This is a genomic window from Nocardioides renjunii (assembly GCF_034661175.1).
Classification (GTDB): Bacteria; Actinomycetota; Actinomycetes; order Propionibacteriales; family Nocardioidaceae; genus Nocardioides; species Nocardioides renjunii.
In genome coordinates this window covers 3,215,046-3,238,441 of record NZ_CP141058.1, presented here as the reverse complement: position 1 = coordinate 3,238,441, position 23,396 = coordinate 3,215,046, and the positions used below count along the sequence as shown (strand labels likewise).

Annotated in this window: 24 protein-coding genes; 13 read left to right on the top strand and 11 right to left on the bottom strand. The window is 73.1% G+C overall.

Annotated elements, in window-relative coordinates; genetic code table 11:
- Nucleotides 1–12 precede the first annotated feature (12 nt).
- Nucleotides 13–525, top strand: a complete 513-nt coding sequence (locus SHK17_RS15445; protein WP_322919821.1) for a PaaI family thioesterase — start codon at nt 13–15, stop codon at nt 523–525.
- Here SHK17_RS15445 and SHK17_RS15440 read toward each other — a convergent pair.
- Nucleotides 506–1,024, bottom strand: a complete 519-nt coding sequence (locus tag SHK17_RS15440) for an Lrp/AsnC ligand binding domain-containing protein (RefSeq protein ID WP_172265357.1) — start codon at nt 1,022–1,024, stop codon at nt 506–508. The two genes, SHK17_RS15445 and SHK17_RS15440, sit on opposite strands and share 20 nt — an antisense overlap.
- Before the next feature lie 81 nt (nt 1,025–1,105).
- Here SHK17_RS15440 and hppD point away from each other — a divergent pair, with 81 nt between their 5' ends.
- Both hppD and SHK17_RS15430 read left to right on the top strand, forming a co-directional pair.
- Nucleotides 1,106–2,338, top strand: coding sequence for a 4-hydroxyphenylpyruvate dioxygenase (gene hppD, locus SHK17_RS15435; protein ID WP_322919820.1), 1,233 nt, complete (start codon nt 1,106–1,108; stop codon nt 2,336–2,338).
- A gap of 98 nt (nt 2,339–2,436) precedes the next feature.
- A complete protein-coding gene (locus SHK17_RS15430) occupies nt 2,437–3,234 on the top strand; it encodes a hypothetical protein (RefSeq protein WP_322919819.1) in 798 nt (265 codons plus the stop codon).
- 401 nt (nt 3,235–3,635) lie between these two features.
- On the opposite strand, the gene SHK17_RS15425 is transcribed toward SHK17_RS15430, so the two are convergent.
- Complete coding sequence (locus SHK17_RS15425; RefSeq protein ID WP_216651969.1) at nt 3,636–4,235, bottom strand: LysE/ArgO family amino acid transporter; 600 nt, start codon at nt 4,233–4,235, stop codon at nt 3,636–3,638.
- A 72-nt stretch (nt 4,236–4,307) separates the two neighbouring features.
- Between SHK17_RS15425 and SHK17_RS15420 the strand changes: the two genes are divergently transcribed.
- The 3 genes from SHK17_RS15420 to SHK17_RS15410 all read left to right on the top strand — a co-directional run bounded on the left by SHK17_RS15420 (nt 4,308) and on the right by SHK17_RS15410 (nt 6,726).
- Nucleotides 4,308–5,219 (top strand): LysR family transcriptional regulator ArgP, encoded by a 912-nt coding sequence (locus SHK17_RS15420; RefSeq protein ID WP_322919818.1) that lies wholly within the window; start codon nt 4,308–4,310, stop codon nt 5,217–5,219.
- A gap of 109 nt (nt 5,220–5,328) precedes the next feature.
- Nucleotides 5,329–6,135, top strand: a complete 807-nt coding sequence (locus SHK17_RS15415; protein ID WP_172265345.1) for a hypothetical protein — start codon at nt 5,329–5,331, stop codon at nt 6,133–6,135.
- 45 nt (nt 6,136–6,180) lie between these two features.
- The gene (locus tag SHK17_RS15410; protein ID WP_322919817.1) at nt 6,181–6,726 is read left to right on the top strand and encodes a DUF1697 domain-containing protein; all 546 of its coding nucleotides are present in this window, start codon (nt 6,181–6,183) and stop codon (nt 6,724–6,726) included.
- A gap of 33 nt (nt 6,727–6,759) precedes the next feature.
- On the opposite strand, the gene SHK17_RS15405 is transcribed toward SHK17_RS15410, so the two are convergent.
- From SHK17_RS15405 to SHK17_RS15390, 4 genes are all read right to left on the bottom strand, one after another.
- Nucleotides 6,760–7,332, bottom strand: coding sequence for an isochorismatase family protein (locus SHK17_RS15405; RefSeq protein ID WP_322919816.1), 573 nt, complete (start codon nt 7,330–7,332; stop codon nt 6,760–6,762).
- A 123-nt stretch (nt 7,333–7,455) separates the two neighbouring features.
- Nucleotides 7,456–8,619 carry a methyltransferase domain-containing protein gene (locus SHK17_RS15400; RefSeq protein ID WP_322919815.1) on the bottom strand — a complete coding sequence of 388 codons (1,164 nt, stop codon included), beginning with the start codon at nt 8,617–8,619 and terminating at the stop codon, nt 7,456–7,458.
- A gap of 119 nt (nt 8,620–8,738) precedes the next feature.
- Entirely contained in the window at nt 8,739–11,534 is a 2,796-nt protein-coding gene (locus SHK17_RS15395) for a helix-turn-helix transcriptional regulator (protein ID WP_322919814.1), read from the bottom strand.
- Nucleotides 11,535–11,612: 78 nt separating this feature from the next.
- Nucleotides 11,613–12,914, bottom strand: a complete 1,302-nt coding sequence (locus SHK17_RS15390; RefSeq protein WP_322919812.1) for a nicotinate phosphoribosyltransferase — start codon at nt 12,912–12,914, stop codon at nt 11,613–11,615.
- Between the two features lie 18 nt (nt 12,915–12,932).
- Here SHK17_RS15390 and clpS point away from each other — a divergent pair, with 18 nt between their 5' ends.
- Genes clpS through SHK17_RS15375 form a run of 3 tightly spaced genes read left to right on the top strand, consistent with a single transcriptional unit; the run spans nt 12,933 to nt 15,055 of the window.
- Nucleotides 12,933–13,238: an ATP-dependent Clp protease adapter ClpS gene (clpS, locus tag SHK17_RS15385; RefSeq protein WP_172265330.1), complete on the top strand. Its 306-nt coding sequence runs from the start codon at nt 12,933–12,935 to the stop codon at nt 13,236–13,238.
- The gene (locus tag SHK17_RS15380; RefSeq protein ID WP_172265327.1) at nt 13,235–13,831 is read left to right on the top strand and encodes a DUF2017 family protein; all 597 of its coding nucleotides are present in this window, start codon (nt 13,235–13,237) and stop codon (nt 13,829–13,831) included. Before clpS ends, SHK17_RS15380 begins: the two co-directional genes overlap by 4 nt.
- Before the next feature lie 18 nt (nt 13,832–13,849).
- On the top strand, nt 13,850–15,055 hold the full coding sequence (locus SHK17_RS15375) for a DUF429 domain-containing protein (protein ID WP_322919810.1): 1,206 nt from the start codon (nt 13,850–13,852) through the stop codon (nt 15,053–15,055).
- Between the two features lie 18 nt (nt 15,056–15,073).
- Here SHK17_RS15375 and SHK17_RS15370 read toward each other — a convergent pair whose 3' ends face one another.
- The gene (locus tag SHK17_RS15370; RefSeq protein ID WP_172265321.1) at nt 15,074–16,327 is read right to left on the bottom strand and encodes an MFS transporter; all 1,254 of its coding nucleotides are present in this window, start codon (nt 16,325–16,327) and stop codon (nt 15,074–15,076) included.
- A 93-nt stretch (nt 16,328–16,420) separates the two neighbouring features.
- On the opposite strand from SHK17_RS15370, the gene SHK17_RS15365 reads away from it, so the two are divergent.
- Nucleotides 16,421–16,870 (top strand): M67 family metallopeptidase, encoded by a 450-nt coding sequence (locus SHK17_RS15365; RefSeq protein WP_322422856.1) that lies wholly within the window; start codon nt 16,421–16,423, stop codon nt 16,868–16,870.
- A complete protein-coding gene (locus SHK17_RS15360) occupies nt 16,870–17,157 on the top strand; it encodes a MoaD/ThiS family protein (protein WP_172265315.1) in 288 nt (95 codons plus the stop codon). The genes SHK17_RS15365 and SHK17_RS15360 overlap by 1 nt, the downstream gene beginning before the upstream one ends.
- A 10-nt stretch (nt 17,158–17,167) precedes the next feature.
- Here SHK17_RS15360 and SHK17_RS15355 read toward each other — a convergent pair whose 3' ends face one another.
- The 4 genes from SHK17_RS15355 to SHK17_RS15340 are packed head-to-tail and all read right to left on the bottom strand — an operon-like array spanning nt 17,168 to nt 20,679.
- Nucleotides 17,168–17,794 (bottom strand): response regulator transcription factor, encoded by a 627-nt coding sequence (locus SHK17_RS15355; protein WP_322422855.1) that lies wholly within the window; start codon nt 17,792–17,794, stop codon nt 17,168–17,170.
- Nucleotides 17,791–18,942 (bottom strand): sensor histidine kinase, encoded by a 1,152-nt coding sequence (locus SHK17_RS15350; RefSeq protein WP_216651967.1) that lies wholly within the window; start codon nt 18,940–18,942, stop codon nt 17,791–17,793. The genes SHK17_RS15355 and SHK17_RS15350 overlap by 4 nt, the downstream gene beginning before the upstream one ends.
- A gap of 40 nt (nt 18,943–18,982) precedes the next feature.
- Nucleotides 18,983–19,774 carry an ABC transporter permease gene (locus tag SHK17_RS15345; protein ID WP_172265312.1) on the bottom strand — a complete coding sequence of 264 codons (792 nt, stop codon included), beginning with the start codon at nt 19,772–19,774 and terminating at the stop codon, nt 18,983–18,985.
- On the bottom strand, nt 19,771–20,679 hold the full coding sequence (locus tag SHK17_RS15340) for an ABC transporter ATP-binding protein (RefSeq protein WP_172265309.1): 909 nt from the start codon (nt 20,677–20,679) through the stop codon (nt 19,771–19,773). Before SHK17_RS15340 ends, SHK17_RS15345 begins: the two co-directional genes overlap by 4 nt.
- Before the next feature lie 90 nt (nt 20,680–20,769).
- Here SHK17_RS15340 and SHK17_RS15335 point away from each other — a divergent pair, with 90 nt between their 5' ends.
- Together SHK17_RS15335 and SHK17_RS15330 are read left to right on the top strand one after the other, a co-directional pair.
- Nucleotides 20,770–21,717, top strand: a complete 948-nt coding sequence (locus tag SHK17_RS15335) for a PLP-dependent cysteine synthase family protein (RefSeq protein ID WP_172265306.1) — start codon at nt 20,770–20,772, stop codon at nt 21,715–21,717.
- Between the two features lie 252 nt (nt 21,718–21,969).
- Nucleotides 21,970–23,385: an HNH endonuclease signature motif containing protein gene (locus SHK17_RS15330; protein WP_322919808.1), complete on the top strand. Its 1,416-nt coding sequence runs from the start codon at nt 21,970–21,972 to the stop codon at nt 23,383–23,385.
- Nucleotides 23,386–23,396 lie beyond the last annotated feature (11 nt).

Below are 23,396 nucleotides of genomic sequence, written 5' to 3'. Positions count from 1 at the left end.
CACCGTGGGTCCATGACGGAGACCCAGTTCCAGACCGAGAGCCGCACCTTCTCCTGGGTCACGCCCGGCCAGGCCGACCTGTCCCGCCTGCTGGACCTCGACGGCCTCCAGCAGCTCGAGGCCATGCGTGACGGCGAGCTGCCGCACCCGCCGATCATGGACACGCTCGGCTTCACCGACCTGCGTCCCGAGCCGGGCCGCGTCGTCGTCGAGATGCCCGCCGCGGAGTTCCACTACAACCCGCTCGGCGGCGTGCACGGCGGCGTCATCTCCACGCTCCTCGACACGGCGGCCGCCTGCGCGGTGCACACCACGCTGGCCGTCGGCGAGCTCTACACCTCCGTCGACCTGACGGTGAAGTTCCTCCGCCCCGTGACCGTCGACTCCGGGCTGCTGACCTGCGAGGGCACCGTCATCCAGCGCGGACGTCGTACGGCGCTGGCGCAGGCACAGCTGACGGACGGCGCGGGGCGGCTCGTCGCCCACGCCACGTCGACCTGCCTCATCATGCGGGCGGGGGAGTAGGCGGCGCGGCCGTCGCCGTCGCGAGGGGCAGCACCCGGTAGGGGATCTGCGTCGCCAGGGCGATGACCGTCGTCGAGCGGTCGATCGCCGGCTCGGTGAGCACGAGGTCGATGACCCGCTGGAGGTCGGCGTTGGAGCGGGCGACCACGCGCGCCCACATGTCGCCGGCGCCGGTGATCGTGTAGGCCTCGAGCACCTCGGGGATGGCCGCGAGGTGCCGGGCGACGGCGTCGTGCCCGCCCGTGTCCGGTGGGCTGCCCGCGGCACGGCCGACGGCCCCCTGGCGGATCTCGAGGGTGAGGAACGCCATCACGGGGTAGCCGATCGCCTCGGGGGAGAGGTCCGGTCCCCAGCCGGTGATCACGCCGGCCGCGGAGAGCTTGTCGAGCCGGGCCTGGACCGTCCCGCGGGCGATGCCGAGCCGGCGGCTGGCCTCGAGCACGCCGAGCCGTGGCTCGGTGGCGAAGATCTCGATCACCTTGCCGTCGATCTCGTCCACTTCGGCTCCTCGGGCTGTGCAACTTGCGCAACGTTTCGTCGTACTGTTGCACACCTTGCCGGGCGTTGGGAGGGTGTGCGCATGACGACTGACATCGCCTCGACCGGTGGCGCCCTGACCGTGGACGAGATGAAGGCCGACCTCTCCCTCGAGCAGCTCCAGCAGCTCGTCGGGCTGGTCGAGTACGACGCCGACGCCGACCCCTTCCCGGTCACCGGCTGGGACGCGATCTGCTTCGTGGTCGGCAACGCCACGCAGGCCGCCCACTACTACGCCTCGGCGTGGGGCATGGACCTCATCGCCTACTCCGGACCGGAGAACGGCAACCGCGACCACAAGTCGTTCGTGCTCAAGTCCGGCTCGATCAAGTTCGTCCTCAGCGGCGCGGTGTCGCCCGACAGCAGCCTCGTGCAGCACCACGCCCGGCACGGCGACGGCGTCGTCGACATCGCCCTCGAGGTCCCCGACGTCGACCAGTGCATCGCCCAGGCCCGCCGCGCCGGCGCGACCGTGCTGTCCGAGCCGCAGACCGTCACCGACGAGCACGGCTCGGTCCGCGTCGCCGCCATCGCGACCTACGGCGAGACCCGCCACACGCTGGTCCAGCGCACGGTCGACGGCGTGACCTACGCCGGCCCCTACCTCCCCGGCTACACCGCCGTGGCGCCGCGCTGGCACAAGAAGGACGACCAGCCCAAGCGCCTGTTCCAGGCCCTCGACCACATCGTCGGCAACGTCGAGCTCGGCAAGATGGACGAGTGGGTCGGCTTCTACAACCGGGTCATGGGCTTCGTGAACATGGCCGAGTTCATCGGCGACGACATCGCCACCGACTACTCCGCGCTGATGTCGAAGGTCGTGGCCAACGGCAACCACCGCGTGAAGTTCCCGCTCAACGAGCCCGCCGTCGCGAAGAAGAAGTCGCAGATCGACGAGTACCTCGAGTTCTACCGCGGCCCGGGTGCCCAGCACCTCGCCCTCGCGACCGGCGACATCATCGCCACCGTGGACGCGCTGCGCGCCAACGGCGTGGAGTTCCTCAACACCCCCGACTCCTACTACGAGGACGAGGAGCTGCGCGCCCGCATCGGCGAGGTGCGCGTGCCGATCGAGGAGCTGCAGAAGCGCGGGATCCTGGTCGACCGCGACGAGGACGGCTACCTGCTGCAGATCTTCACCAAGCCGCTCGGCGACCGCCCGACGGTGTTCTTCGAGCTCATCGAGCGCCACGGCTCCCTCGGCTTCGGCAAGGGCAACTTCAAGGCGCTCTTCGAGGCCATCGAGCGCGAGCAGGACCGCCGCGGCAACCTGTGACCGCCGCTGCTCGTCGCGCGGGCGGTGAGTGAGGCAGGTTCTGGCGGCCGAGAACCTGCCTCACTCACCGCCCGCCCGGGCTCTGGCAGTCTTCTCGCATGATGATCCGTCCCGCCGAGCTGGCCGCGATCAAGGCCGGCACGATCGACCTGGCGTTCCGACGCTGGGCCAAGCCTCGGGTGGTGGTCGGCACCCGGATGCGCACCGCGGTGGGCGTGGTCGAGGTGACCTCGCTGGAGCAGGTGAGCGTCACGAGCCTGCGCGCCGAGGACGCCCGGCGGGCCGGGGCGCCGTCGTTGGCTGCGCTCAAGGAGGCCCTGTCCGCCCGGTCCACCGACCCGGCGTGGCGCATCGGGCTGGCGTACGCCGGTCCCGACCCGCGCGAGGCGCTGCGGCAGTCCGTCCCGGACGCCGACGAGATCGCGGCGATCAACGCGCGGCTCGACCGCCTGGACGCGTCGTCGGCGTACGGCGCCTGGACCCGCGAGACGCTCGACCTGATCGACCTGAACCCGACCGTCCGGGCGCCCGACCTCGCCGCGCAGGTCGGCCGCGAGACGCCCGACTTCAAGAAGGACGTCCGCAAGCTCAAGGAGCTCGGCCTCACCGAGTCGCTGGCGATCGGCTACCTGCTCTCGCCGCGCGGCGAGGCGGTGGTCGACGCCTCGCTGCCGGAGCCCCGCCAGCGAACCCCGCGTACGTCCGGCACGCCGCTGCCCCGCACCATCGGCGCACCGGCGACTCGCGCCCTGCGCGAGGTGGGCGTGACCACGCTCGAGCAGGTCCCCGCCTGGACGGCCGCCGACCTCGCCGCCATCCACGGCGTGGGACCCATCGCCATCGCCCGGCTCGCCGAGGCGATGGTGGAGCAGGGGCTGGGATACCGGGAGGAGTGAGCTCAGGGGGGCTGGGAGTGAGCTCGGGGGGTGAGCTGGGGGCTGTGCTTGATGGGCTCGCTCCGCTCGCCGTGCTCGGCGCCCTGGAGGACGTCGTCTTCCCTCCTCGCTCGACGGCGCTGCCTCGCTGCGCTCGTCACGCTTGCTCGCTCGTCAGTCCAGACGACGTCGGGCGCCGAGCGCGTGCGCTGAGGCCGTGAGGAAAGACCTCACGCGTGGCGTAGCGAGCGTAGCGAGCCCCGAGGTCAGACGATCTGGAGGCTCGGCGCCCGGCGCTGTCTGGACTGACGAGCGACGCGAGCGCAGCGAGCAAGCCGAGGAGGGAAGACAGCGCCCTCGAGGGCGCCGAGCACGCGCGAGCGGAGCGAGCGCAGACAAGCACGGAGCGAGGGCACATCAGATCAGTGCGCCAGCAACCCGATGCCCAGCGCGCCCATGACGACGGCGATCCCGGAGTCGAGCACGCGCCAGGCCGTGGGGCGGGCGAAGAGCCCGCGGAGCAGCCGGGCGCCGTAGCCGAGGCCGAAGAACCACAGCAGGCTCGCGATGAGCGTGCCGGCGAGGAACCACCAGCGGTCGGTGCCGAAGCTGTTGGCGACGGTGCCGAGCATGAGGACCGCGTCGAGGTAGAAGTGCGGGTTGAGCCAGGTGAGCGCGAGGGTCAGCAGCACCGCGCGGCCGGGGGTGAGGGCGGTGCCCTCGCCGGCGTCGAGCGTCCCGGGGCGCCACGCGCGCATCGCGGCGTGGACGCCGAACGCGATGAGGTAGACGCCGCCCAGGATCTGCGCCACCGGCAGGACCGCGGGCCATCGCTCGAGCACGACGCCGAGTCCGGCGACCCCGGCGGTGATCGCCACGACGTCGGAGACCAGGCAGGTCAGCACGATGGGCAGCACGTGCTCGCCACGGATGCCCTGCCGGAGGAGGAAGGCGTTCTGCGCGCCGACGGCGACGATGAGTGCGAGTCCGGTGAGGAGACCGGTGAGGACGACCTGGATCATGAGGACAACGCTAGGTCCCGCGAAGTCGTCAATCCAGCGAAGGATTCTGACGAATCATTAGGATGTCTTGTTATGAGAGACATCACCCAGCTCGACCCCGTGGCCCTGCGCACACTGGCCGTCGCGGTGCGGCTCGGCACCTTCGAGGCGGCGGCCCGTGAGCTCCACGTGACGCCGTCGGCGGTGAGCCAGCGCATCAAGGCTCTCGAGACCCGCATCGGCCGGGTGCTGCTGCACCGTGTGAAGCCGCTGGAGCCGACGGAGGCCGGCCTGGTGCTGGTGCGGCTCGCCACCCAGACGGAGATCCTCGAGCGCGAGGCGGTGGCCGAGCTGGTGGAGGAGGCCGACGAGGACGGGACGACGTACACCTCCCTGCCGATCGCGGTGAACGCCGACGCGCTCTACGGCTGGTTCGTCGACGCGCTGGCCGAGGTGCAGTCGCGGCACCGGGTGGTGTTCGAGGTGATCCGCGAGGACCACACCCGGACCGCCGAGCGGCTGCGACGCGGCGAGGTGGTCGCGGCCATCACCGGGGAGCCCAAGCCGGTCCCGGGCTGCCGGGTGGTCCGCCTGGGCCGGCTGAGGTACGCCGCCGTCGCGACGCGCGAGTTCCACGCCACCCACTTCGCCGACGGCGTGGGGTCGGCCTCGCTGGGGGAGGCGCCGATCGTCGCGTTCGACCGCAACGACTCGCTCCAGCACGACTACATCCGCCGGGTCACCCGCCGCCACCTCGCACCACCGGTGACCTACCTGCCGTCCGTGCGGGAGTTCGATCGCGCCATCCGGGTCGGCATGGGGTGGGGCCTGCTGCCGGAGTCCGACGTCGCTCACGAGCTCGACCGCGGCGACATGGTGGAGCTCGTCCCGGGCCGGCGGCCCGAGGTGGCCCTGTTCTGGCAGCACTGGCGGCTCGGGTCGTCGCTCGTGTCGGAGCTGACCGACGCGGTCGTGGGGGCGGCGCGCGGCTGGATGGCGTCCTGACCCGTTGTGAGCAAGATCTCGCGTTCTCCGGACAGGGCCGGGCGACGGTCCTACGCTCCCGACAGGGACCCAGGACGGATCCCCCTCACTCATCCGAACGGGAACTCCTGTGACACGACACCACGCCCCGCGGGCCGCGGCCCTCGCCGCCGGTCTGCTGATGGTCCTCACCGGCTGCGGCGGCTCGGGCACTGCGGCGACCGGCAAGCCGACGAGCACGGTCCTCCTCGGCGAGCAGGTCCAGAGCCTGGTCACGCAGGTCGACGAGATGAGCATCGTCGAGTGGCACGGCCAGCTGCTGACCAGGAACCCCGACAAGCGCGGCAAGCGCCTGCTCGACCTCGAGGCGCGCTTCGACCCCGACACCGGCGACAGCGCCATCTCGATGGAGTCCACGCTCGACGGCCAGCCGCAGCAGGTCGACTATCTCGTCGTCGCCGGACGCGCCTACTTCAACAGCGAGGGCTGGGGTCCGGTCGCCGACAAGTGCTGGGCGGAGATCACGGGTGACGCAGCGCGCACCTGGGCCCTCCCGACCGCGTTCGACCCGGGCTGGCCGCTCAAGGCCGCCCGCCCGATCGAGCTCGACGGCGAGGACGTCAAGGTGACCGTCCCGTTCAAGCAGGTGCTGGCCGGGCTGCCGCGCGGCCTGTTCGCCGCACTGCCCGCCACCGTGCCCTACGACACCGAGGCGCGCGGCGTCATCTCCCCGCACGGCCCCCTCATCGAGGTCGGCGTCGACGTGCTGAGCATGTGGAAGAAGCTGCCGAAGGACCAGCGCGCCACGGTCGACACCCGGGGCGCCGGGTGGTGGGCGATGACGATCAAGGAGTCGCAGGACGACACCGACATCGTGTCGCCGCAGTACGTCTTCGACCCGACGGTCACCTCGCCCAACGACTGCAAGCGCGGCTGAGCGCGCTCCGTCGCCAGCGGCCGCCGCGCCGGGCATGATGTGTCCATGCCCACCTATGTCGCGTTCCTGCGCGCCATCAACCTCGGCCGGACGCGGAAGTTCCCCAAGGACGCCATCAGGGCCGCGACCGAGGCGGCCGGCGGGTCCGACGTGGAGACCTACATCAACACCGGCAACGTCCGGCTGACCCACCCCGCGCGATCCGTCGCGAAGGTGCAGGCGGCGCTCGAGGCGGCGTACGCCGACGCGACCGGGTTCGAGGTGCCGACGGTCGTCTTCACCACCGCGGAGCTCGCGGCGCTCACCGCGAGGGCCGAGGAGCTGCACGCCGAGCACGACCCGGCCGGGCAGCACTACGTCACCCTCTACGCGGCGCCGCCGGGCGCGGAGGCGGTCGAGGCGGCGCACGCCCTCGAGCACGAGGGCGAGAAGGTCGTCGTCGACGGCCGCGCGGCCTACGTCCTGCTGGACGGTGACATCCACACGTCGAAGGTGATGGCGTCCAAGCAGGTCACCGCCCTCGGCCGCGGGACCGCCCGCACGGTGAAGGTGCTGCGCACCGTCACCGAGAAGTGGTGCGGCCAGGGCTGAGCGAGGACTGCCCTGACCGGACGGTGCCCGGTGTCAGGCGATCTCGATGCCGGCGCCGGCCATCTCCGTGACCGCCGCGGCCGTGGACTCCTCGGCGACCCCGGCGCACAGGGCCGTCAGCACGCGCGTCGTGAAGCCCGCCGCCGCGCTGTCGAGCGCGGTGGCGCGGACGCAGTGGTCGGTCGCGATCCCGCACACGTCCACGTGGGACACGTCGCGGGACCGGAGCCAGTCGGTGAGCGCCGCGCCGGACGCCGTACGTCCCTCGAAGCCGGAGTAGGCGGCGGCGTGCTCACCCTTGTAGAACACCTCGTCGAAGGGCTGCGGGTCGAGGTTGGGGTGGAAGCCGGCGCCGTCGGTGCCGACCTTGCAGTGCACCGGCCACGACGCGACGAAGTCGGGCTTCACCGACCAGTGCGCTCCGGGGTCGACGTGGTGGTCCTTGGTGGCGACCACGACGTCGTAGGGCGGGCCCACCGCGCCGGAGGACCAGCGGTGCAACAGCTCGCCGATGTCGGCGGCCACGCGTGCACCACCCGTCACCGGGAGCGACCCGCCCTCGCAGAAGTCGTTCTGGACGTCGACCACGATCAGTGCTCGTGCCATCCCGTGAGCCTAGCCGGGAGCGGGGGCGGAGCAGCCCTCCCACCTCGCGGTGAGAGGGCTGCTCCTGACCGCGACCCTGTGGGCCTGGTCGGTGTGCCCCGGGGAGCATCCCTGTCCACGGCGTCAGCGGCGGGTGGCCGTGACGATGCGGTACTCCCAGTCACAGACCAGGCCGCCTCCCTCCCCGCGGTCGTGGGACTCGGCGAGCGCGACCAGGTCGGCGCGGAGCGCGGCGCGCCCCTCGTCGTCCAGCCGGCCCGCCGCTGCGTACGTGGGTCCGTACCAGGTGAGGAAGAGGTCCGCGAACTCGGCGGCGTCGGTGAAGCGCTGCCGCACCGTGGCCGTCACCGAGCTCACGTCGGTGACGCCCTCGCCGAGCAGGCCTGCGACGACCTCCTCGGTGCCCCACCGGGTGGCGGGCTGCGCGCCCGGGGGCGGCGAGACGTGCGCGCCGACGGTGCGGAGCATGCCCCCGACGAAGCCCTCGGGCGTCCAGCTGGCCAGGCCGATCCGGCCACCGGGACGCGTCACGCGGACGAGCTCGCGGCCCGCGGCGTCGTGGTCGGCGGCGAACATGACGCCGATGGCGGACAGGACGACGTCGAAGGAGGCGTCGTCGTACGGCAGGTGCTCGGCGTCGGCCTCGGCGAGCTCGACGACCAGGTCCTCCGCCTCGGCGCGTCGCCGGGCGATGTCGAGGAGCGCCGGGACGTAGTCGATGCCGACGGACTCGGCCGAGCGCCGGGCGGCGGCGAGGGCCACATGGCCCGTGCCGGTCGCCACGTCGAGCACGCGATCGGTGGGACCGACGCCCACGTGGTCGACGAGGTGCTCGGAGACCGGGACGGTCAGGGCGGCGATCTTGTTGTAGTCGCCGCTGCTCCAGACCTTCTGCTGCTTGTCGCGCAGCTCCTTCAGGTCGGGGCCGGTGCCGCTGGTGGTGCTGCTGCTGCTGGTGGTGCTGCTGGTGGTGGTGCTGGTCATGCTGGTTCCTTTCGTGGTGTCGGCCGGCGACTCCTGTGCGCCGGCGACGGACGTGGTGGCCGCCGAGACGTGCTCGAGCCGGAGTCCGGCCCGCCCCACCGCCTCGGTGACCAGGGCGGCCGAGTCCGCCTCGAAGAGCAGGAAGCACGTGTCGTCCTCGGGGACGAAGATCGACCGCAGGAAGCGCACCGCTCGCCCCTCTCGGGCAAGGTCGGCGCCGGCCTGCTCCGCCAGTGCGACGTGGTGCTGCGCTGCGACGTGGTCGCCCTGTGCGACGTAGAGCTCGACGAGGTACTCGGCCATGACCACCACGGTGCTCGCCCGGGAGGGGGTGTCGAAACTGGTGGGAACCCGAGGAAATGACCCGAGGGCAAACCCCAGTTGACAGCCGGGGGCACCTCCCTGAGGCGTCGCGGCGGCGGTCAGGTGGGGATGTGGTCGAGCTCCTGCAGGCGGGTCGCGAGCTCCATCCGCGAGCGGATCCCGAGCTTGGTGTAGGCGTTGCGGAGGTGGAACTCCACGGTGCTGACGGTGACCACGAGGGTGCGGGCGATCTCCTTGTTGGCCAGGCCCTGCACGGCCAGGTCGGCGACGCGGCGCTCGGTCGTGGTGAGCCGGCCCGCCGCGCTCGGACGCCGCGCGCCGACGCGCTCGAGCTCGGCGCGCGCGGCGGCCGCCCAGCCGGGCGCTCCCTGCGCCTCGAACATCGCGACCGAGCACTCCAGCGAGTCGGCGGCGGACCCCCACTTGCGCGCTCGTCGCTGCGCGCGGCCGAGCGCCAGCCAGGTGCGGGCGGCGTCGGCGGCCAGCCCGAGGCCGGCGTACGCCGTCGCTGTCGCCGCCAGGGCGTCGGCGTCTGCGTCGGACCACCGGCCGGCGAGGGCGATCGTGGCGCCGCCGCGGGCGGCCGCGAGCCGGGCCCAGGCGTGGTCCTGCGCCCGGTCCGCCTCGGTCAGGACCCGGACGACCCCGCCGGCCTCCTCGACGTTGCCGATCTCGGCCAGCGCCTCGACCAGGTCGGGGGCCGCGGGGAAGGTCCCCGGGTCGAGCACGCCCTCGCGGAGGGTGTGGTCCCACACGGTCCGCAGGTGCGTGACCGCCTGGTCGGGGTGGTGGTCGAGCAGCGCGGCGACCCCGAGCGCGCGCGTGGCCTCCAGCCAGTCCCAGCGGATCCCCAGCGTCTCGGCCTCGGTGACCGCCCGCTCGGCCCAGTCGCGGGCGCCGGCCGCGTCGCCGCGCCCGGCGAGCAGCAGGGCCCGGCACCGCTCGTACATCGGCCAGTGCAGCAGGCTGCTGTCGGTCGAGGCCGCCCACTCGTCGAGCCGCTCCTCGGCCGCGTCCCAGGCTCCCGCGCGCAGGTCGAGCTCGCAGAGGTGCAGCCGGGCCAGCGCGTAGGGCTGCGGCTCGGCGCGGTCGTCGGCGAGCAGCCGGAACGCTTCGAAGCGGGCGGCCGCCAGGCCGAGCTCGCCGCGCCAGACGTGCTGCTGCCCGGCCACGCGGAAGGGTGTGCGGGCGAGGTAGACCTGCTCGTGCATCAGCCCCTCGAAGCGATCCACCAGGTCCGCGACGGGACGTCCGCGCAGCACCGCGGTCCACGCCTGCGTGTAGAGCGCGAGCCGCTGGGCGCCGCGCGACAGCTCGCCGGCGGCGGCGACCGCCTCGGTGGCGCGCGCGTCGGCCGTCGCCACGTCGCGCACCTCGATCACCGCCTCGTTCTCCGCCAGGTGGCACAGCACCCGCAGGCGCAGCCCGGCGTCGTCCGCCGCCTCGTCGAGGGCCCGCTGCAGGAGGAGCACGATGTCGCCGTTGTCGCGGACCACGCCGCCGGTGAGGAGGATGTGCGCGCGCACCCGGTCGGCGGGCTCCGGCAGCGAGGCGGCGCGGGGCTCGAGGAGGTGCGTCAGCCGTTGCTTCTCGCCCGCCGCGTGGAGCAGCCGGGCCAGCCGCATCACCCGCGCGGTGTCCTCGACGCCGTCCGGGGTCAACCGCAGGGCGTGCGTGGCCAGGTCGACGGCGAGCCTGGTCGCACCGCGCGCGGCCGCGCGGTCGACGGCGGCGTCGAGGCGCTCGGCCAGGTCCGCGTCCGGCTCCGTGGCGGCGAGCGCCAGGTGGAGGGTGCGCCGTTGCTCGTCGGCGACCACGTCCGCGAGGTCGCGGTGCAGCAGGCGGACCTCGGTGCCCGACGCGGAGCGCCGGGCGGCCTCCGCCAGGAGGGGGTGGGCCGGTCGGAGGCGCTCGCCGTCCGCCCGGACGACGCCGGCGGCGACCGCGCACTCGACGGCGTCCGGACCGGCGAGCGCGCGGGCGTGGGCCACGCGCAGGTCGGCGTCGAGGGCGAGCGCGAGGAGGACCCGGGCGGGGACGGGGTCGAGGTCGGCCACCCGGAGGCCGAGGGCGTCCTCGACGGCGTCGGGCACCGGCAGGTCCTCGCCGATCTGGTCGAGGTCGACGGTCGTCATCATCCGACCGACCTCGAGCACGAAGAGCGGGTTGCCCGTGGTGGTGTCGTAGACCCGGCGCAGCAGGTGGTGGGGCAGCCGGAGGTCGAGGCGCCGCGCGAGGATCTGCCGCGTGCCGCCCAGGCTGGTCGTGCCCACCACCAGGTGCTCGAGCCGGTCCTCGGCGAACGCCCGCTCGAGCGGCGTACGCGGTCCCGGGCGCCGCGAGAGCAGCACCGTGACGTCCTCCGTCAGCCGCCGGGAGGCGTAGGCGAGGGCGGCCTGCGACGAAGGGTCGAGCCACTGCAGGTCGTCGACCGCCACGACCAGGGGCTGCTGCACGGCGAGCGCGCGCAGGGCGGAGAGGAGGGCCAGCGCCACCACCTGGTCGGTGGGCGGCTGGTCGCCGGGCTCCGCCCGGTAGAGCGCCACCTCGAGCGCCTGGAGCTGGGGCGAGGGGATCCCGGCCAGCTCCTCGGCGCCGACCTCGTCGAGGAGGTCGATGACACCGGCGAGCGGCAGGCCGGTCTCCGACTCGCTGGCCCGCGCGCACAGCACCCGCATGCCACGCTCACGGGCGCACGCCAGCCCGTGCTCCCACAGGCTCGTCTTGCCCACCCCCGGCTCGCCCTCGAGCACCAGGGCACGCGTGGTGGCCGGCTCGCGGTCCAGGACGGCGGCCAGCGCGCCGAGCTCCGCCTCACGCCCGACGAGACCGCCGGGGACGCTCTCGTCCGGTGCGGCGCGAGGTCGGGGCGCGCGGGGCGCAGGCTGGCCCATCCACCGATGATGGCAGCCGGGGAGCCCGAGCGGCACTGCAATTGCGCCGGACCTGGCGAGAGGTCACGGCGGGTGCCTTCAGGGACCGAGGTGCACCGTGGGGATGGCGGCCTCGCCGGCCGACATCATCGTGACCTCCCGCGGCAGCTCCGCGAGCGAGCTGCGGTGGCGCGCGCGGGCCTCCTCGAGCGTCGTCCGCCCGACGACCTCGCCGCGCTCGACGAGGGGGACGAGCAGCGGGCGGTCGTCGCCGTCGTCCTCGGGCGGCGAGCCGATGCCGATCACCTCGGCCTCGGCGACGCCCGCGGCGCTGCGGCGGCGCAGGGCGTACTTGCGGCCTCCGATCGACTGCTTGTCGGTCGACTTCTTCGCCACCGAGACCATCTCACCGTCGTCGCCCTCGCGGGCGACGAGCTTGTAGACGAAGCCGCAGGTGGGGTGCCCGGAGCCTGTCACCAGCTGGGTGCCCACGCCGTAGGCGTCCACGGGCGCCGACGCGAGGCTGGCGATCGCGTGCTCGTCGAGGTCGCTAGTCACCACGATGCGGGTGCCGGTCGCGCCGAGGCCGTCGAGCTGCGCGCGGACCTCGCGGGCCACCTCGCCCAGGTCGCCGGAGTCGAGCCGGACCGCGCCGAGGCCGGTGCCGGCCACCTCGACCGCCAGCCGTACGGCCTCCGTGACGTCGTAGGTGTCGACGAGCAGCGTGGTGCCGACGCCGAGGCTCTGCACCTGCGCGCGGAAGGCATCGGCCTCGGCGTCGTGGAGCAGCGTGAACGAGTGCGCCGCCGTGCCGGTCGACGGCACGCCGTGGCGCGCCCGCGCGGCGAGGTTGCTGGTGGCCTCGAACCCCGCGACGTACGCCGCCCGCGCCGCCGCCACCGCGGCCTCCTCGTGGGTGCGCCGCGAGCCCATCTCGATGCACGGCCGCTCGCCGGCGGCGACGACCATCCGCGAGGCGGCAGAGGCGATGGCCGAGTCGTGGTTGTAGATCGACAGCAGCACCGTCTCGAGCAGCACCGCCTCGGCGAAGGTGCCCTCGACCACGAGCACGGGGGAGTAGGGGAAGTAGGCCTCGCCCTCGGCGTAGCCCCACACGTCGCCCGAGAAGCGGTAGGACGCCAGCCACTCGAGCATGCCGGGGTCGACGACGCCGTCCAGCGCGGCCACCGTGGCCGGGTCGAATCGGAACGCCTCGAGGGCGTCCAGCGCCCGCCCGACGCCGGCCACGACGCCGTAGCGGCGGCCCTGCGGCAGCCGCCGCGGGAACAGCTCGAACACCGCCCTCCGGTCGGCCGTGCCGGCCTGGCGAGCGGCCTGGACCATGGTCAGCTCGTAGTGGTCGGTCAGCAGCGCCGCTGACGTACGGGGGGAGCTCGTCACGACGCACACTGTGCCACCATGGGCCACGTGTCAGCCGCCAGTCCCGTAGAGGTCGAGCCGACCCTGACCCCCGACGAGATCACCTTCCTGGCCAAGCCGTGGGTGACCCTCGTCTGGGACGACCCGGTCAACCTCATGTCCTACGTCTCCTACGTCTTCCAGAAGTACTTCGGCTACGACAAGGCCAAGGCCGAGAAGCTCATGCTGGAGGTGCACAACGACGGCAGGTCGGTCGTGTCGACCGGCACCCGCGAGGAGATGGAGCGCGACGTGCAGGCCATGCACGAGTACGGCCTGTGGGCCACGATGGAGAAGGCCTCGTGAGCGGCTTCGAGCGGCACCGCCGCTCGGACCGGGTCATCGCCACCTTCACCGGCTTCGAGGCCGACCTGCTGCGCTCGCTGGCCTCGCAGATGGTGGAGCTGCTCCGCAACGAGCGGGCCGAGCCGGCAGGGCCGAGCGCGGACGCCTTCGACGCCCTGATGGTCGAGTTCTCCGGCGCCACGACGATCCCGGAGGACCCGGTCCTGGCGCGCCTGTTCCCCACCGCCTACCCCGAGGACGAGGAGGCGGCCGCGGACTTCCGCCGCTTCACCGAGGGCGGCCTCCGCGACGGCAAGGCGGCCGCGTCCGGGCTGGTCATCGACACGCTCGAGGACGCCGGGCTGCCGCCCGAGCTCGACGAGGACGGGCTCGTCATCGACGTGGAGCTCACCCCCGACGAGGCCGAGACGTGGATGCGGGCCTTCACCGACATCCGGCTCGCCCTCGCCACCCGGCTCGGCGTGGAGGCCGGCGACGAGCACTACTGGCACACGCTGCCCGACGACGACCCGCGCGCCCAGGCGCACGACATCTACGAGTGGGTGGGCTACCTCCAGGAGACCGTGGTCGAGGCCCTCATGGGCGAGCGGTGAGCGCCGGGTGAGCGCCGGGTGAGTCCCGTCCCCGACTTCGTCCTCGCGATCCGCGAGAAGATCGGCCACGACCCGCTGTGGCTGCCCGGCGTCACCGCTGTCGTCCGGCGCGGCGACGAGCTGCTGCTGGTCAAGCGCTCCGACAACGGCGCCTGGGGGCCCGTGACCGGGATCCCGGACCCGGGGGAGGAGCCCGCCGTCGCCGCCGCCCGCGAGGCGATGGAGGAGGCCGGCGTCACGATCCGAGTCGACCGGCTCGCCTCGACCGCCGTCCACGGCGAGATCCTGCACGTCAACGGTGACCGGGCGACCTACCTCGACCTCACCTTCGCCTGCACCTGGCTGGACGGCGAGGCCCACGTCGCCGACGACGAGTCGACCGACGTGCGCTGGTGGCCCATCGGCAGCCTGCCGCCGATGCCGGAGGTGATGCTCGCCCGGATCGGCGCGGCGCTGAGCGGGGAGCGGGAGGCCCGGTTCGTCGCGCCCGCCGGGCAGGGCGAGGTCGAGCCGCCACCGGTCCTCGCGCCCGACGAGCCCGTGCTCGGCGTCGACGCCTGCCCCGGCGGCTGGGTGGGGGTCGTGCTCGACGTGGACCGCCGGGAGTCGGTCTTCGTCGGACGCACGATCGCCGAGCTCGTCGCCCTGGTGCGCGAGCAGCACGCGGTGTCCGTCGTCGCCATCGACATCCCGATCGGCCTGCCCGACACCGGCGGCCGGCAGGCCGACGCCGAGGCGCGCCGGGTGCTGGTCGGCAAGTCCTCGTCACTCTTCTCCACCCCGGTGCGGTCGGCGCTCGAGGCCGCGACCTACGAGGAGGCCCGCGCGGCCAACCTCGCGGCGACCGATGGACGCACCAGCGTCAGTGCGCAGGCGTACGCCCTGCGCGAGAAGGTCCTGCAGGTGGACGCGTGGGTGCGCTCGCGGCCCGGCGTGGAGGTCGTGGAGGTGCATCCCGAGGTGAGCTTCGCGCGGATGGCCGGGGCACCGGTGCTGGCCCGCAAGAAGGACGCGGACGGCGTACGAGCCCGCCGCGAGGCGCTGGCCGCGCACGGCATCGTCGCGCCGCCGTGGTTCCGCGGCGCGGGCTTCGGGGAGGACGACCTCCTCGACGCCTGCGCGGCGGCGTGGTCGGCCGTCCGGCACTCGCTCGGCGTCTCGGAGTCGTTCCCGGCGACGCCCGAGGTCTTCTCCGACGGGATCCCGGCCGCGATCCGCGCCTGACCGGCTGACCGGTCGGGCTCAGCCGGAGTGGGTCAGCACGCCGTAGCGCTCGCGTGAGGCCAGCGCCCAGCGCGAGACCGGCACCGAGACCAGCGCGATGGCGAGCATCAGGGCGGCCAGGACCAGCCAGCCCGTCTCGCCCATCTCGACGCACAGCAGCGTGACGACCGGCGGCCCGACCACGGCGATGACGCTGAAGCCGAGGCCGGCGAAGCCCTGGTACTGGCCCTGGCGCTCGTGCGGCGCGAGCCCCATCTGCAGGCCCCACTGTCCGCCGGAGCCGATCATCTCGCCGACGACGTGGACCAGCGAGCCGATGACGAGCACGACGACGGCGAAGGTGGCGTCGCCGCGGTCGGCCAGCGCCACGATCGCGAAGCCCGCGGCGATCCACACCGCGCCCCGCACCAGCGCGCGGGCGCCCGCCTCGACGGAGTCGGCGCGGCGGGAGAGGCGCACCTGGAAGAGCGCGACGCACGCGGTGTTCACCACGAGGAGGACGGCCACCATGACGGGCGGGGCCGACGTCCGCTCGGAGATGTAGAGCGCCAGCCCGAGCTCCATGACGAAGAAGTGCAGCGAGAACAGCCCGGTCACGGCCACCACGACGACGTACGGCCAGTCGCGCAGCACGGCGAGCCGCGGCTCGCCCTCGACCCGCACGTAGGCCGGCAGGTCGGGCAGGCGCGTGGAGTTCCACGCCGCGAAGCCGGTGAAGAGCGCGTTGAGCACGAAGACGGAGACGTAGGCCCACGACTCGTCGATCACCAGCGCGGCACCGCCGAACACCGAGCCCAGGCCGATGGCGGTGTTGGTCACCGCGCGGAGGTAGGCCTTGAACAGCACGCCCCGCCCACCCGTGGCGAGCTGGGCGATCACTCCCTGCTGCACCGAGCCAGCCGAGCGCTCGAACAGCGCCAGCAGGCCCAGCAGCAGGGCGAGCTGCCACGGCGTCCGCGCCAGCACGGGCAGAGCACTGGTGAGGGCGGCTCCGGTCATGCAGATGGTCAGCACCCGGCGCGGGCCGCGGCTGTCGCCGAGGTGGCCGGCGGGGACCTGCACCACGATCCCCACGATCGCCGCCACCGACAGCGCGAGGGCGACCTCCGCGGCCGAGAAGCCGACCTGGCGGGTGAAGTAGAGGGCGCTGGTCGTCATCACGGCGCCGGCGCCGAACCGGTTGGCGAAGGAGCCGAGCGCCAGGACCCGCAGGTCGCGCTCGAGGGGTATGCCGCGGCGGGTCAGTGGCGGCGGCACCTCACGCAGCGACATCCGATCCTTCCCCCGTGCACGAGCTCTATCGACGTCAAGGCTATGTGCTGAGACGTGGAGCCTCGGCATCGGTGGGCGACCTACCCTTGGCCCGTGCTGACCATCGCCCAGGAGACGTACGACGCCATCGTGGCGCACGCCAAGCGCGACCACCCCGACGAGGCGTGCGGCGTCGTCGCGGGTCCCGAGGGCAGCGACCGGGCGGAGCGGTTCATCCCGATGGTCAACGCCGCCGGCAGCCCGACGTTCTACGAGTTCGACTCCAGCGAGCTGCTCGCGCTCTACAAGGAGATGGACGCGCGCGACGAGGAGCCGGTCGTCGTCTACCACTCCCACACCGCCACCGAGGCCTACCCGAGCCGCACCGACATCGGCCTCGCCAGCGAGCCGAACGCCCACTACGTGCTCGTCAGCACACGCGAGCACGGGAATAGTGACGGCCCGGTGGAGTTCAGGTCCTACAGAATCGTCGACGGTGTCGTGACCGAAGAGGACGTCACGATCACCCCGACACCCGAGCACCAGGAAGCGAGCACAGCCTGATGGCCATCGAGGTCCGGATCCCCACCATCCTGCGCACCTACACCGACGGCGCCAAGGCCGTCGAGGGCGCCGGCGCCAGCCTGGCCGAGCTCATCGACGACCTCGAGGGCAACCACCCGGGCATCAAGGACCGCCTCGTCGAGGACAAGTCCGGCTCCATCGACCTGCGCCGCTTCGTCAACGTCTACATCAACGACGAGGACGTCCGCTTCATCGGCGGCCTCGAGGCCGAGCTCTCCGACGGCGACCAGGTCGTCGTGCTCCCCGCCGTCGCGGGCGGCTGCTGACCCGTCCGGGTCAGCCGAGGATCCCGCGCTCGTACGCCGTCGCCACCGCGGCGGCGCGGTCGCTGACGCCGAGCTTCTCGTAGACGTGCACGAGGTGCGTCTTGACCGTCGCCTCGCTCACGAAGAGCTCCTCGGCGATCACCCGATTGGAGCGACCCCGCGCCACCAGCCCGAGCACCTCGCGCTCACGGGCGCTGAGCGCGCCCGACGTGGCCGGTCGTCGCACGTGGGAGGCGAGCCGCGCCGCGACGGCCGGTGACAGCACCGTCTCGCCGGCGGCCGTCGCCCGGACGGCGTCGAAGAGCGTCCCGGCAGGGGTGTCCTTGAGCAGGTAGCCCGTGGCGCCCGCCTCGATCGCCGCGACGGTGTCGGAGTCGGTGTCGTACGTCGTCAGCACCAGCACCGCGGCACGCGAGCCGCGCTCGCGCAGGGCCCGCACGGCGTCGACGCCGCCGCCCCCGGGCATCCGCAGGTCCATGACGACGACGTCCGGGTCGGTCGCCATGACGACCTCGACGGCCTCCGGCCCGCTGGCGGCCTCGCCGACCACGTCGAAGCCGGTCACGCCGGCCAGCATGCTGCGGACGCCGTCGCGCACCACCGGGTGGTCGTCCACGACGACGATCCGCACGCTCACGCCGCCTCCCGGGCGAGGGCCGGCAGCCGCGCCGAGACGGCCGTGCCGCCACCGGGCCGGGACTCCAGGGTGAGGTCGCCGGCCAGCCGTGCCGCGCGCTGGCGCATGCCGCGCAGGCCGAAGGAGCTGGGGCGGGTCGGCGCGCCGAGGTCGAAGCCGGCCCCGTCGTCGCGCACGTCGAGCACCACCTCGTCGCCGTCGTAGGACAGCGTCACGCCCACCCGCTGCGCGCCGGCGTGCTTGGCGACGTTGGCGAGCGACTCCTGCGCGATGCGCAGCACGGTCGCCTCCACCTCGGGGTGCAGCGGCACCGGCTCTCCGGTGACCACGACGTCGGCGCGCACGGACTGGTCCGCCGACCACGCGGCGACGACACCGTCGAGCGCCTCGGGGAGGGTCGCCCCGTCGAGGTCGGCGGGGGAGAGGTCGAGCATGGAGCGCCGGGCCTCGGCGAGGGCCTCGCGGGCCAGGGCGAGCGCCCGCTCCTGCCGCTCGCCGCCGACGGAGGCCTCGAGCTGGGTGACGATGCCGGCGAGGCTCTGGGCGATCGTGTCGTGGATCTCGCGCGCGAGCCGCGCCCGCTCCTCCTGGACGCCGGTGGCGCGGGCCTGCGCGATCAGCTGCTGCTGCAGCACGTCGTTGGCCACGAGCGCCTGCTCGAGGTCGGCGTTGAGCCGCTCGAGCGCGGCGTTGCGCTCCTCGGTGCGCAGGCCCATCTTCATGAAGCCGCTCGCGAGGCCGCCGTTGACGACGACGAGCACGACGAAGAGCAGGGCCTGGCCGGCGCTCTCCGGGGGCAGCCCACCCGACTGGGCGCCGGCCTGCGTGATCGCCACGACGCCGACCCCGACGTGGACCCAGCGCCTGCTGAGCGCCTCCCAGGCGTCGATGAACCCGAAGAACCCGAAGATCGCGAAGAGCGGGTTGAGCCAGCACAGGACGAACGCGAGCGCCGTACGGCCGGCGTAGTTGAGCGGACCGGGGCTCGGCGTCACGAGCATCCAGACGGCGGTGACGGCCGCGACCGCGAGCGTCGGGGGGACGTCCGCGGCCGCGTCGCCGAGGGCCGGGGACGCGATGGCGGCGACCGCGCTGGCCATGCCCAGGAGGCCGAAGGGCAGCCACCGCAGCCAGCGCTCCTCGCTCATGGCGACATCTTGGCAGCCCGGACTGGCCATCTCACCCATGTCACTCCCACCGGAACCGGCGCACGGCCACGAGCGACAGCACGGCGGTCCAGGCGAGCATCACCGCGAGGTCGGCGAGGTCCGGTGTCCGGCCGACGAGGGAGTCGTTGAGCGCCTCCGCCGCCGCGCCGAGCGGGGTGGCGGTCACGACGTCGTGCAACCACCCGCCCATTCCCTGCACCGGCAGCCAGACGCCGGAGGTGAACATCATCGGGAAGAAGACGATGGTGCCGACGGTCTGCACCACGCGCGTGTTGGCCGACACGGCCGTGACGACCGCGCCGATCGAGAACGCGGCGGCGGTGGCCAGCACGAGGCTCACGGCGTACCCGAGGACGTCGCGGGGCAGGGGCACGTCGTAGACGAGGCGCGCACCGGCGAGCGCCAGCACGATCGAGACCAGCACCGCTCCGGCGTGCAGCCCGACCTGGGCGCCGAGCAGGGACGCCGGGTGCATCGGCGTGGTGCGCATCCGCCGCAGCACGCCGCTCTCGCGGTAGCCCGCGATCACGGGCGGCATCGCCATGATCGAGGCCATGATCATCGCCAGGATCACGCAGACCGAGGCGTAGAGGTCGATGACGCGCTGCCCGCCGAGGTCCGCCTCGGGGGTGCGGTAGTCCGGCACCAGCCCGATGATGAGCAGCAGGATCGTCGGGAAGAGCAGGATCCAGAACAGCGAGCCGAGCTCGCGGCCGAACAGCCGCGCCTCGGTGCGGACGACGGCTGCCGTGGGGGACGTACGCGCGGCGGGCGCCGTCGCGGGTGACGGGGCCGGTGTGGAGGTGCTCATGCGGGTGTCTCCTCGCGGGTGTCGGTGAGCTGGAGGTAGGCGGTGTCGAGGGTCCCGTCGACGACGCGCAGGCCGTGCGGCGTCACCTGCTGCCGGCCCAGGCGCTCGAGCACCTCGAGCGCGGCGCCGTCGCGTCCCTCCACGACGATGCGGTCGGACTCGGCGCGGACCGCGGAGACCGACGTGAGGTCGCGCAGGGACTCGAGGTCGACCGGCTCGTCGGTGGTGAACGAGGTGACGGTGGCGGCGGTCGCTCCCGCGATCAGGGCGTCGGGGGTGTCGAGGGCCCTGATCCGGCCGCCGTCGATGATGGCGATGCGGTCGCAGAGCTGCTGGGCCTCCTCCATCGAGTGCGTGACGAGCAGGATGGTGACGCCGTCGGCGCGGAGGTCGCGCACGATCTGCCACACGTCGCGCCGGGCCCGCGGGTCCAGGCCGGTGCTGAGCTCGTCGAGGATCACCACGCGTGGACGCCCGACGAGGGCCAGCGCGATGGAGAGGCGCTGCTGCTGCCCGCCGCTCAGGTCGCGGAACCTCGTGCGGAGCTGCTCCTCTAGCCCGAGCCTGCCGATCAGGTCGCGCCACGGGAGCGGGTCGTCGTACAACGCGGACCAGAGGCGCAGCGCCTCGTCCACGGTGATCTTGGGCTGCAGCCGGCAATCCTGGAGCTGCACGCCGAGGAGACGGGTGAGCTCGTCGCGGTCGGTGAGCGGGTCGAGACCGCCGACCCGCACGGTGCCGGAGTCGGGGACGCGCAGGCCCGCGAGGCACTCGACGGTCGTGGTCTTGCCGGCTCCGTTGGGACCGAGGACGCCCAGCACCTCGCCCTCGGCGACCTCGAGGGAGACGTCGTCGACGGCGACCGTGTCGCCGTAGGTCTTGCGCAGGTGGGAGATCGAGATCATGGCTCCAGCCTCGCGGGCCGCGACGTCTCGCACATCGGGCAACCAGCGCTCGCGGCCATCCACCGATCGGTGGATGTCATGCTTGGCGGCATGCGCTTCGACAGCCTGCTCGAGTCGGTCGGCGGCACCCCCCTCGTGGGGCTGCCGCGGCTCTCACCCAGCCCCGACGTCCGGCTCTGGGCCAAGCTGGAGGACCGCAACCCCACCGGCTCCATCAAGGACCGCCCGGCCCTGAAGATGATCGAGCAGGCGGAGAAGGACGGCACGCTCCGGCCCGGCTGCACCATCCTCGAGCCGACGAGCGGCAACACCGGGATCTCGCTCGCCATGGCGGCCAAGCTCAAGGGCTACCGCATCGTCTGCGTGATGCCCGAGAACACGTCCGAGGAGCGGCGTCAGCTGCTGCGCATGTGGGGCGCCGAGATCGTGTCGTCGCCCGCCGCCGGCGGCTCCAACGAGGCCGTGCGCGTCGCCAAGCAGGTCGCGAGCGAGCACCCCGACTGGGTGATGCTCTACCAGTACGGCAACGAGGCCAACGCGCTCGCGCACGAGGAGGGCACCGGCCCCGAGCTGCTCGCCGACCTCCCCGGGATCACGCACTTCGTGGCCGGCCTCGGCACCACCGGCACCCTCATGGGCGTCTCGCGCTACTTCCGGCGCGCCAAGCTCGACGTACGCATCGTGGCCGCGGAGCCGCGCTACGGCGAGCTCGTCTACGGCCTGCGCAACCTCGACGAGGGCTTCGTCCCCGAGCTCTACGACGCCTCGCTCATCGACTCCCGCTTCTCGGTCGGACCGCGCGACGCCGTGCGCCGGGTGCGCGAGCTCCTCGAGCTCGAGGGCATCTTCGCCGGCATCTCCACCGGCGCGATCCTCCACGCCGCGCTCGGCCAGGCGGCGAAGGCGATCAAGGCCGGCGAGCGCGCCGACATCGCCTTCGTGGTCTGCGACGGCGGCTGGAAGTACCTCTCCACCGGGGCCTACGAGGGCACCGTCGACGAGGCCGAGGACCGGCTCGACGGCCAGCTCTGGGCGTGAGGTCGGGAGTCGGCTCGGTGGTCGGGTAGCCGAGGTCTGTCGGTGGTCGAAACCTCTCCCTCGCTGGTCGAGTGGCAGTAGGTCTTCGGTGGTCGGGTAGCCGAGGAACGAGGCGTATCGAGACCCCACCATCAGCTCGCTTCCTCGGTGGTCGAGTAGCCGAGCGAGGGACGAGCGAGGCGTATCGAGACCTCTTCAACAGATCTTCTCGAGCACCGTCCGCTGTCGGTGGTCGTCCGTAGAATCGAACACATGATCGAGACGCTGGCAGCGGCACCCGGAGCTGAGGTCGAGGACCTCTCCGCCTCGGCGCTGCTCGCCTCGTTCCGCTCCGCTCGCAGTGACGAAGCGGCCGCGGCTGCACGACAGCTCGACCTCGCCGCGCGGTGGGCCGACCTCCACCCGCCGGAGTCGATCCACGCCGCCGCGACCTTCGGCGACGGTGGCCGTTACGGCCTGGAGCACGAGGAGCCCATCGCCGGCGAGGGTTGTCCGGCGGTGGCGGAGTTCTGCATCGCCGAGCTCGGCACCGTCCTCGGCATCTCGTCGACGTCGGCGAAGCGGCTCATCGGCCATGCGCTCGAGCTGCGGCACCGGCTCCCGCGGCTGTGGGCTCAGGTCCACGCCGGGCAGGTGCCGGCCTGGCGCGCCCGCACGGTCGCGGAAGCCACCATCCACTCGACCCCGTCGCTCACGGTCGAGGCGGCGCGGTGGGTCGACGCCCAGGTCGCGGCCGTCGCCGGCCGGGTCGGTCCCGCGCAGCTCGACCGACTTGTCGCGGAGACCATCAAGCGCCACCACCTCGACACCCACGACCCCACGAAGGATCCCGACGACGGCTGGCAGCACGTCGACCCGCGCCACGCCACCCTCCACTCCGAGGACGTGCACTACGCCGGGACCATGCGGTTCGAGGCCGAGCTCGACATCGCCGACGCCCTCGACCTCGACCGAGCCCTCGCCCACGGAGCAGAGACGCTGAAAGCCCTCGGCTCACAAGCTCCGCTCGACGCCCGCCGGTCCGCAGCACTCGGCGACCTGGCCCGCACCCAGACCGCGCTCGACCTCCACACCCAAGGCTCGACCGCCGCCACGGGCGGGGACGGGTTGCCGGTTGCGCGTGAGGTAGTGCTGCACGCCCACTTCGACGCCAGCGTTGACGGGTTGGAGACCGTTTTCGGCCCCACCGGCCGGATGGAGGAGGGCCAGCGGTTGGTCCTGCTGGAGCAGGTGCGGGACTGGTGCGGCGACTCCCGGACCAAGGTGACCGTCAAGCCGGTCATCGACCTCACCGCCGAGCTCACCGCACTTGGCTACGACATTCCCGACCGGATCCGCGAGCAGGTCATCCTGCGTGACCGCACCTGCGTGTTCCCGTGGTGCACCCGACCAGCGCGAGCTTGCGACATCGACCACGTCGTTCCCTTCGACCACGACGCCGCAGCCGAGGGACGCCACCAGCCGGGGGCGACCGTGTCCTCGAACCTCGCCGCGGAGTGCCGCTCGCACCACCGCCTCAAGACCCACACCGGCTGGCGCTACGAGGTGACCGGAGTCGGTGTCTACGAGTGGACCAGCCCGCACGGCCACCGCTATCGACGCGACCGCACCGGGACCACCCGGATCAGTGGCGCTGCTGCTGGGGCCGACCCGCCCGACCGACCATGACCCCGCCCCAC

Excerpts from the sequence above, each read along its gene's own strand:
- SHK17_RS15445 (WP_322919821.1), top strand. The coding sequence starts at position 13 with ATGACGGAGACCCAGTTCCAGACCGAGAGCCGCACCTTCTCCTGGGTC.
- hppD (WP_322919820.1), top strand. The coding sequence starts at position 1,106 with ATGACGACTGACATCGCCTCGACCGGTGGCGCCCTGACCGTGGACGAG.
- SHK17_RS15430 (WP_322919819.1), top strand. The coding sequence starts at position 2,437 with ATGATGATCCGTCCCGCCGAGCTGGCCGCGATCAAGGCCGGCACGATC.
- SHK17_RS15425 (WP_216651969.1), bottom strand. The coding sequence starts at position 4,235 with ATGATCCAGGTCGTCCTCACCGGTCTCCTCACCGGACTCGCACTCATC.
- SHK17_RS15420 (WP_322919818.1), top strand. The coding sequence starts at position 4,308 with ATGAGAGACATCACCCAGCTCGACCCCGTGGCCCTGCGCACACTGGCC.
- SHK17_RS15410 (WP_322919817.1), top strand. The coding sequence starts at position 6,181 with ATGCCCACCTATGTCGCGTTCCTGCGCGCCATCAACCTCGGCCGGACG.
- SHK17_RS15405 (WP_322919816.1), bottom strand. The coding sequence starts at position 7,332 with ATGGCACGAGCACTGATCGTGGTCGACGTCCAGAACGACTTCTGCGAG.
- SHK17_RS15400 (WP_322919815.1), bottom strand. The coding sequence starts at position 8,619 with ATGGCCGAGTACCTCGTCGAGCTCTACGTCGCACAGGGCGACCACGTC.
- SHK17_RS15395 (WP_322919814.1), bottom strand. The coding sequence starts at position 11,534 with ATGGGCCAGCCTGCGCCCCGCGCGCCCCGACCTCGCGCCGCACCGGAC.
- clpS (WP_172265330.1), top strand. The coding sequence starts at position 12,933 with ATGGGCCACGTGTCAGCCGCCAGTCCCGTAGAGGTCGAGCCGACCCTG.
- SHK17_RS15370 (WP_172265321.1), bottom strand. The coding sequence starts at position 16,327 with ATGTCGCTGCGTGAGGTGCCGCCGCCACTGACCCGCCGCGGCATACCC.
- SHK17_RS15360 (WP_172265315.1), top strand. The coding sequence starts at position 16,870 with ATGGCCATCGAGGTCCGGATCCCCACCATCCTGCGCACCTACACCGAC.
- SHK17_RS15350 (WP_216651967.1), bottom strand. The coding sequence starts at position 18,942 with ATGAGCGAGGAGCGCTGGCTGCGGTGGCTGCCCTTCGGCCTCCTGGGC.
- SHK17_RS15345 (WP_172265312.1), bottom strand. The coding sequence starts at position 19,774 with ATGAGCACCTCCACACCGGCCCCGTCACCCGCGACGGCGCCCGCCGCG.
- SHK17_RS15340 (WP_172265309.1), bottom strand. The coding sequence starts at position 20,679 with ATGATCTCGATCTCCCACCTGCGCAAGACCTACGGCGACACGGTCGCC.
- SHK17_RS15335 (WP_172265306.1), top strand. The coding sequence starts at position 20,770 with ATGCGCTTCGACAGCCTGCTCGAGTCGGTCGGCGGCACCCCCCTCGTG.
- SHK17_RS15330 (WP_322919808.1), top strand. The coding sequence starts at position 21,970 with ATGATCGAGACGCTGGCAGCGGCACCCGGAGCTGAGGTCGAGGACCTC.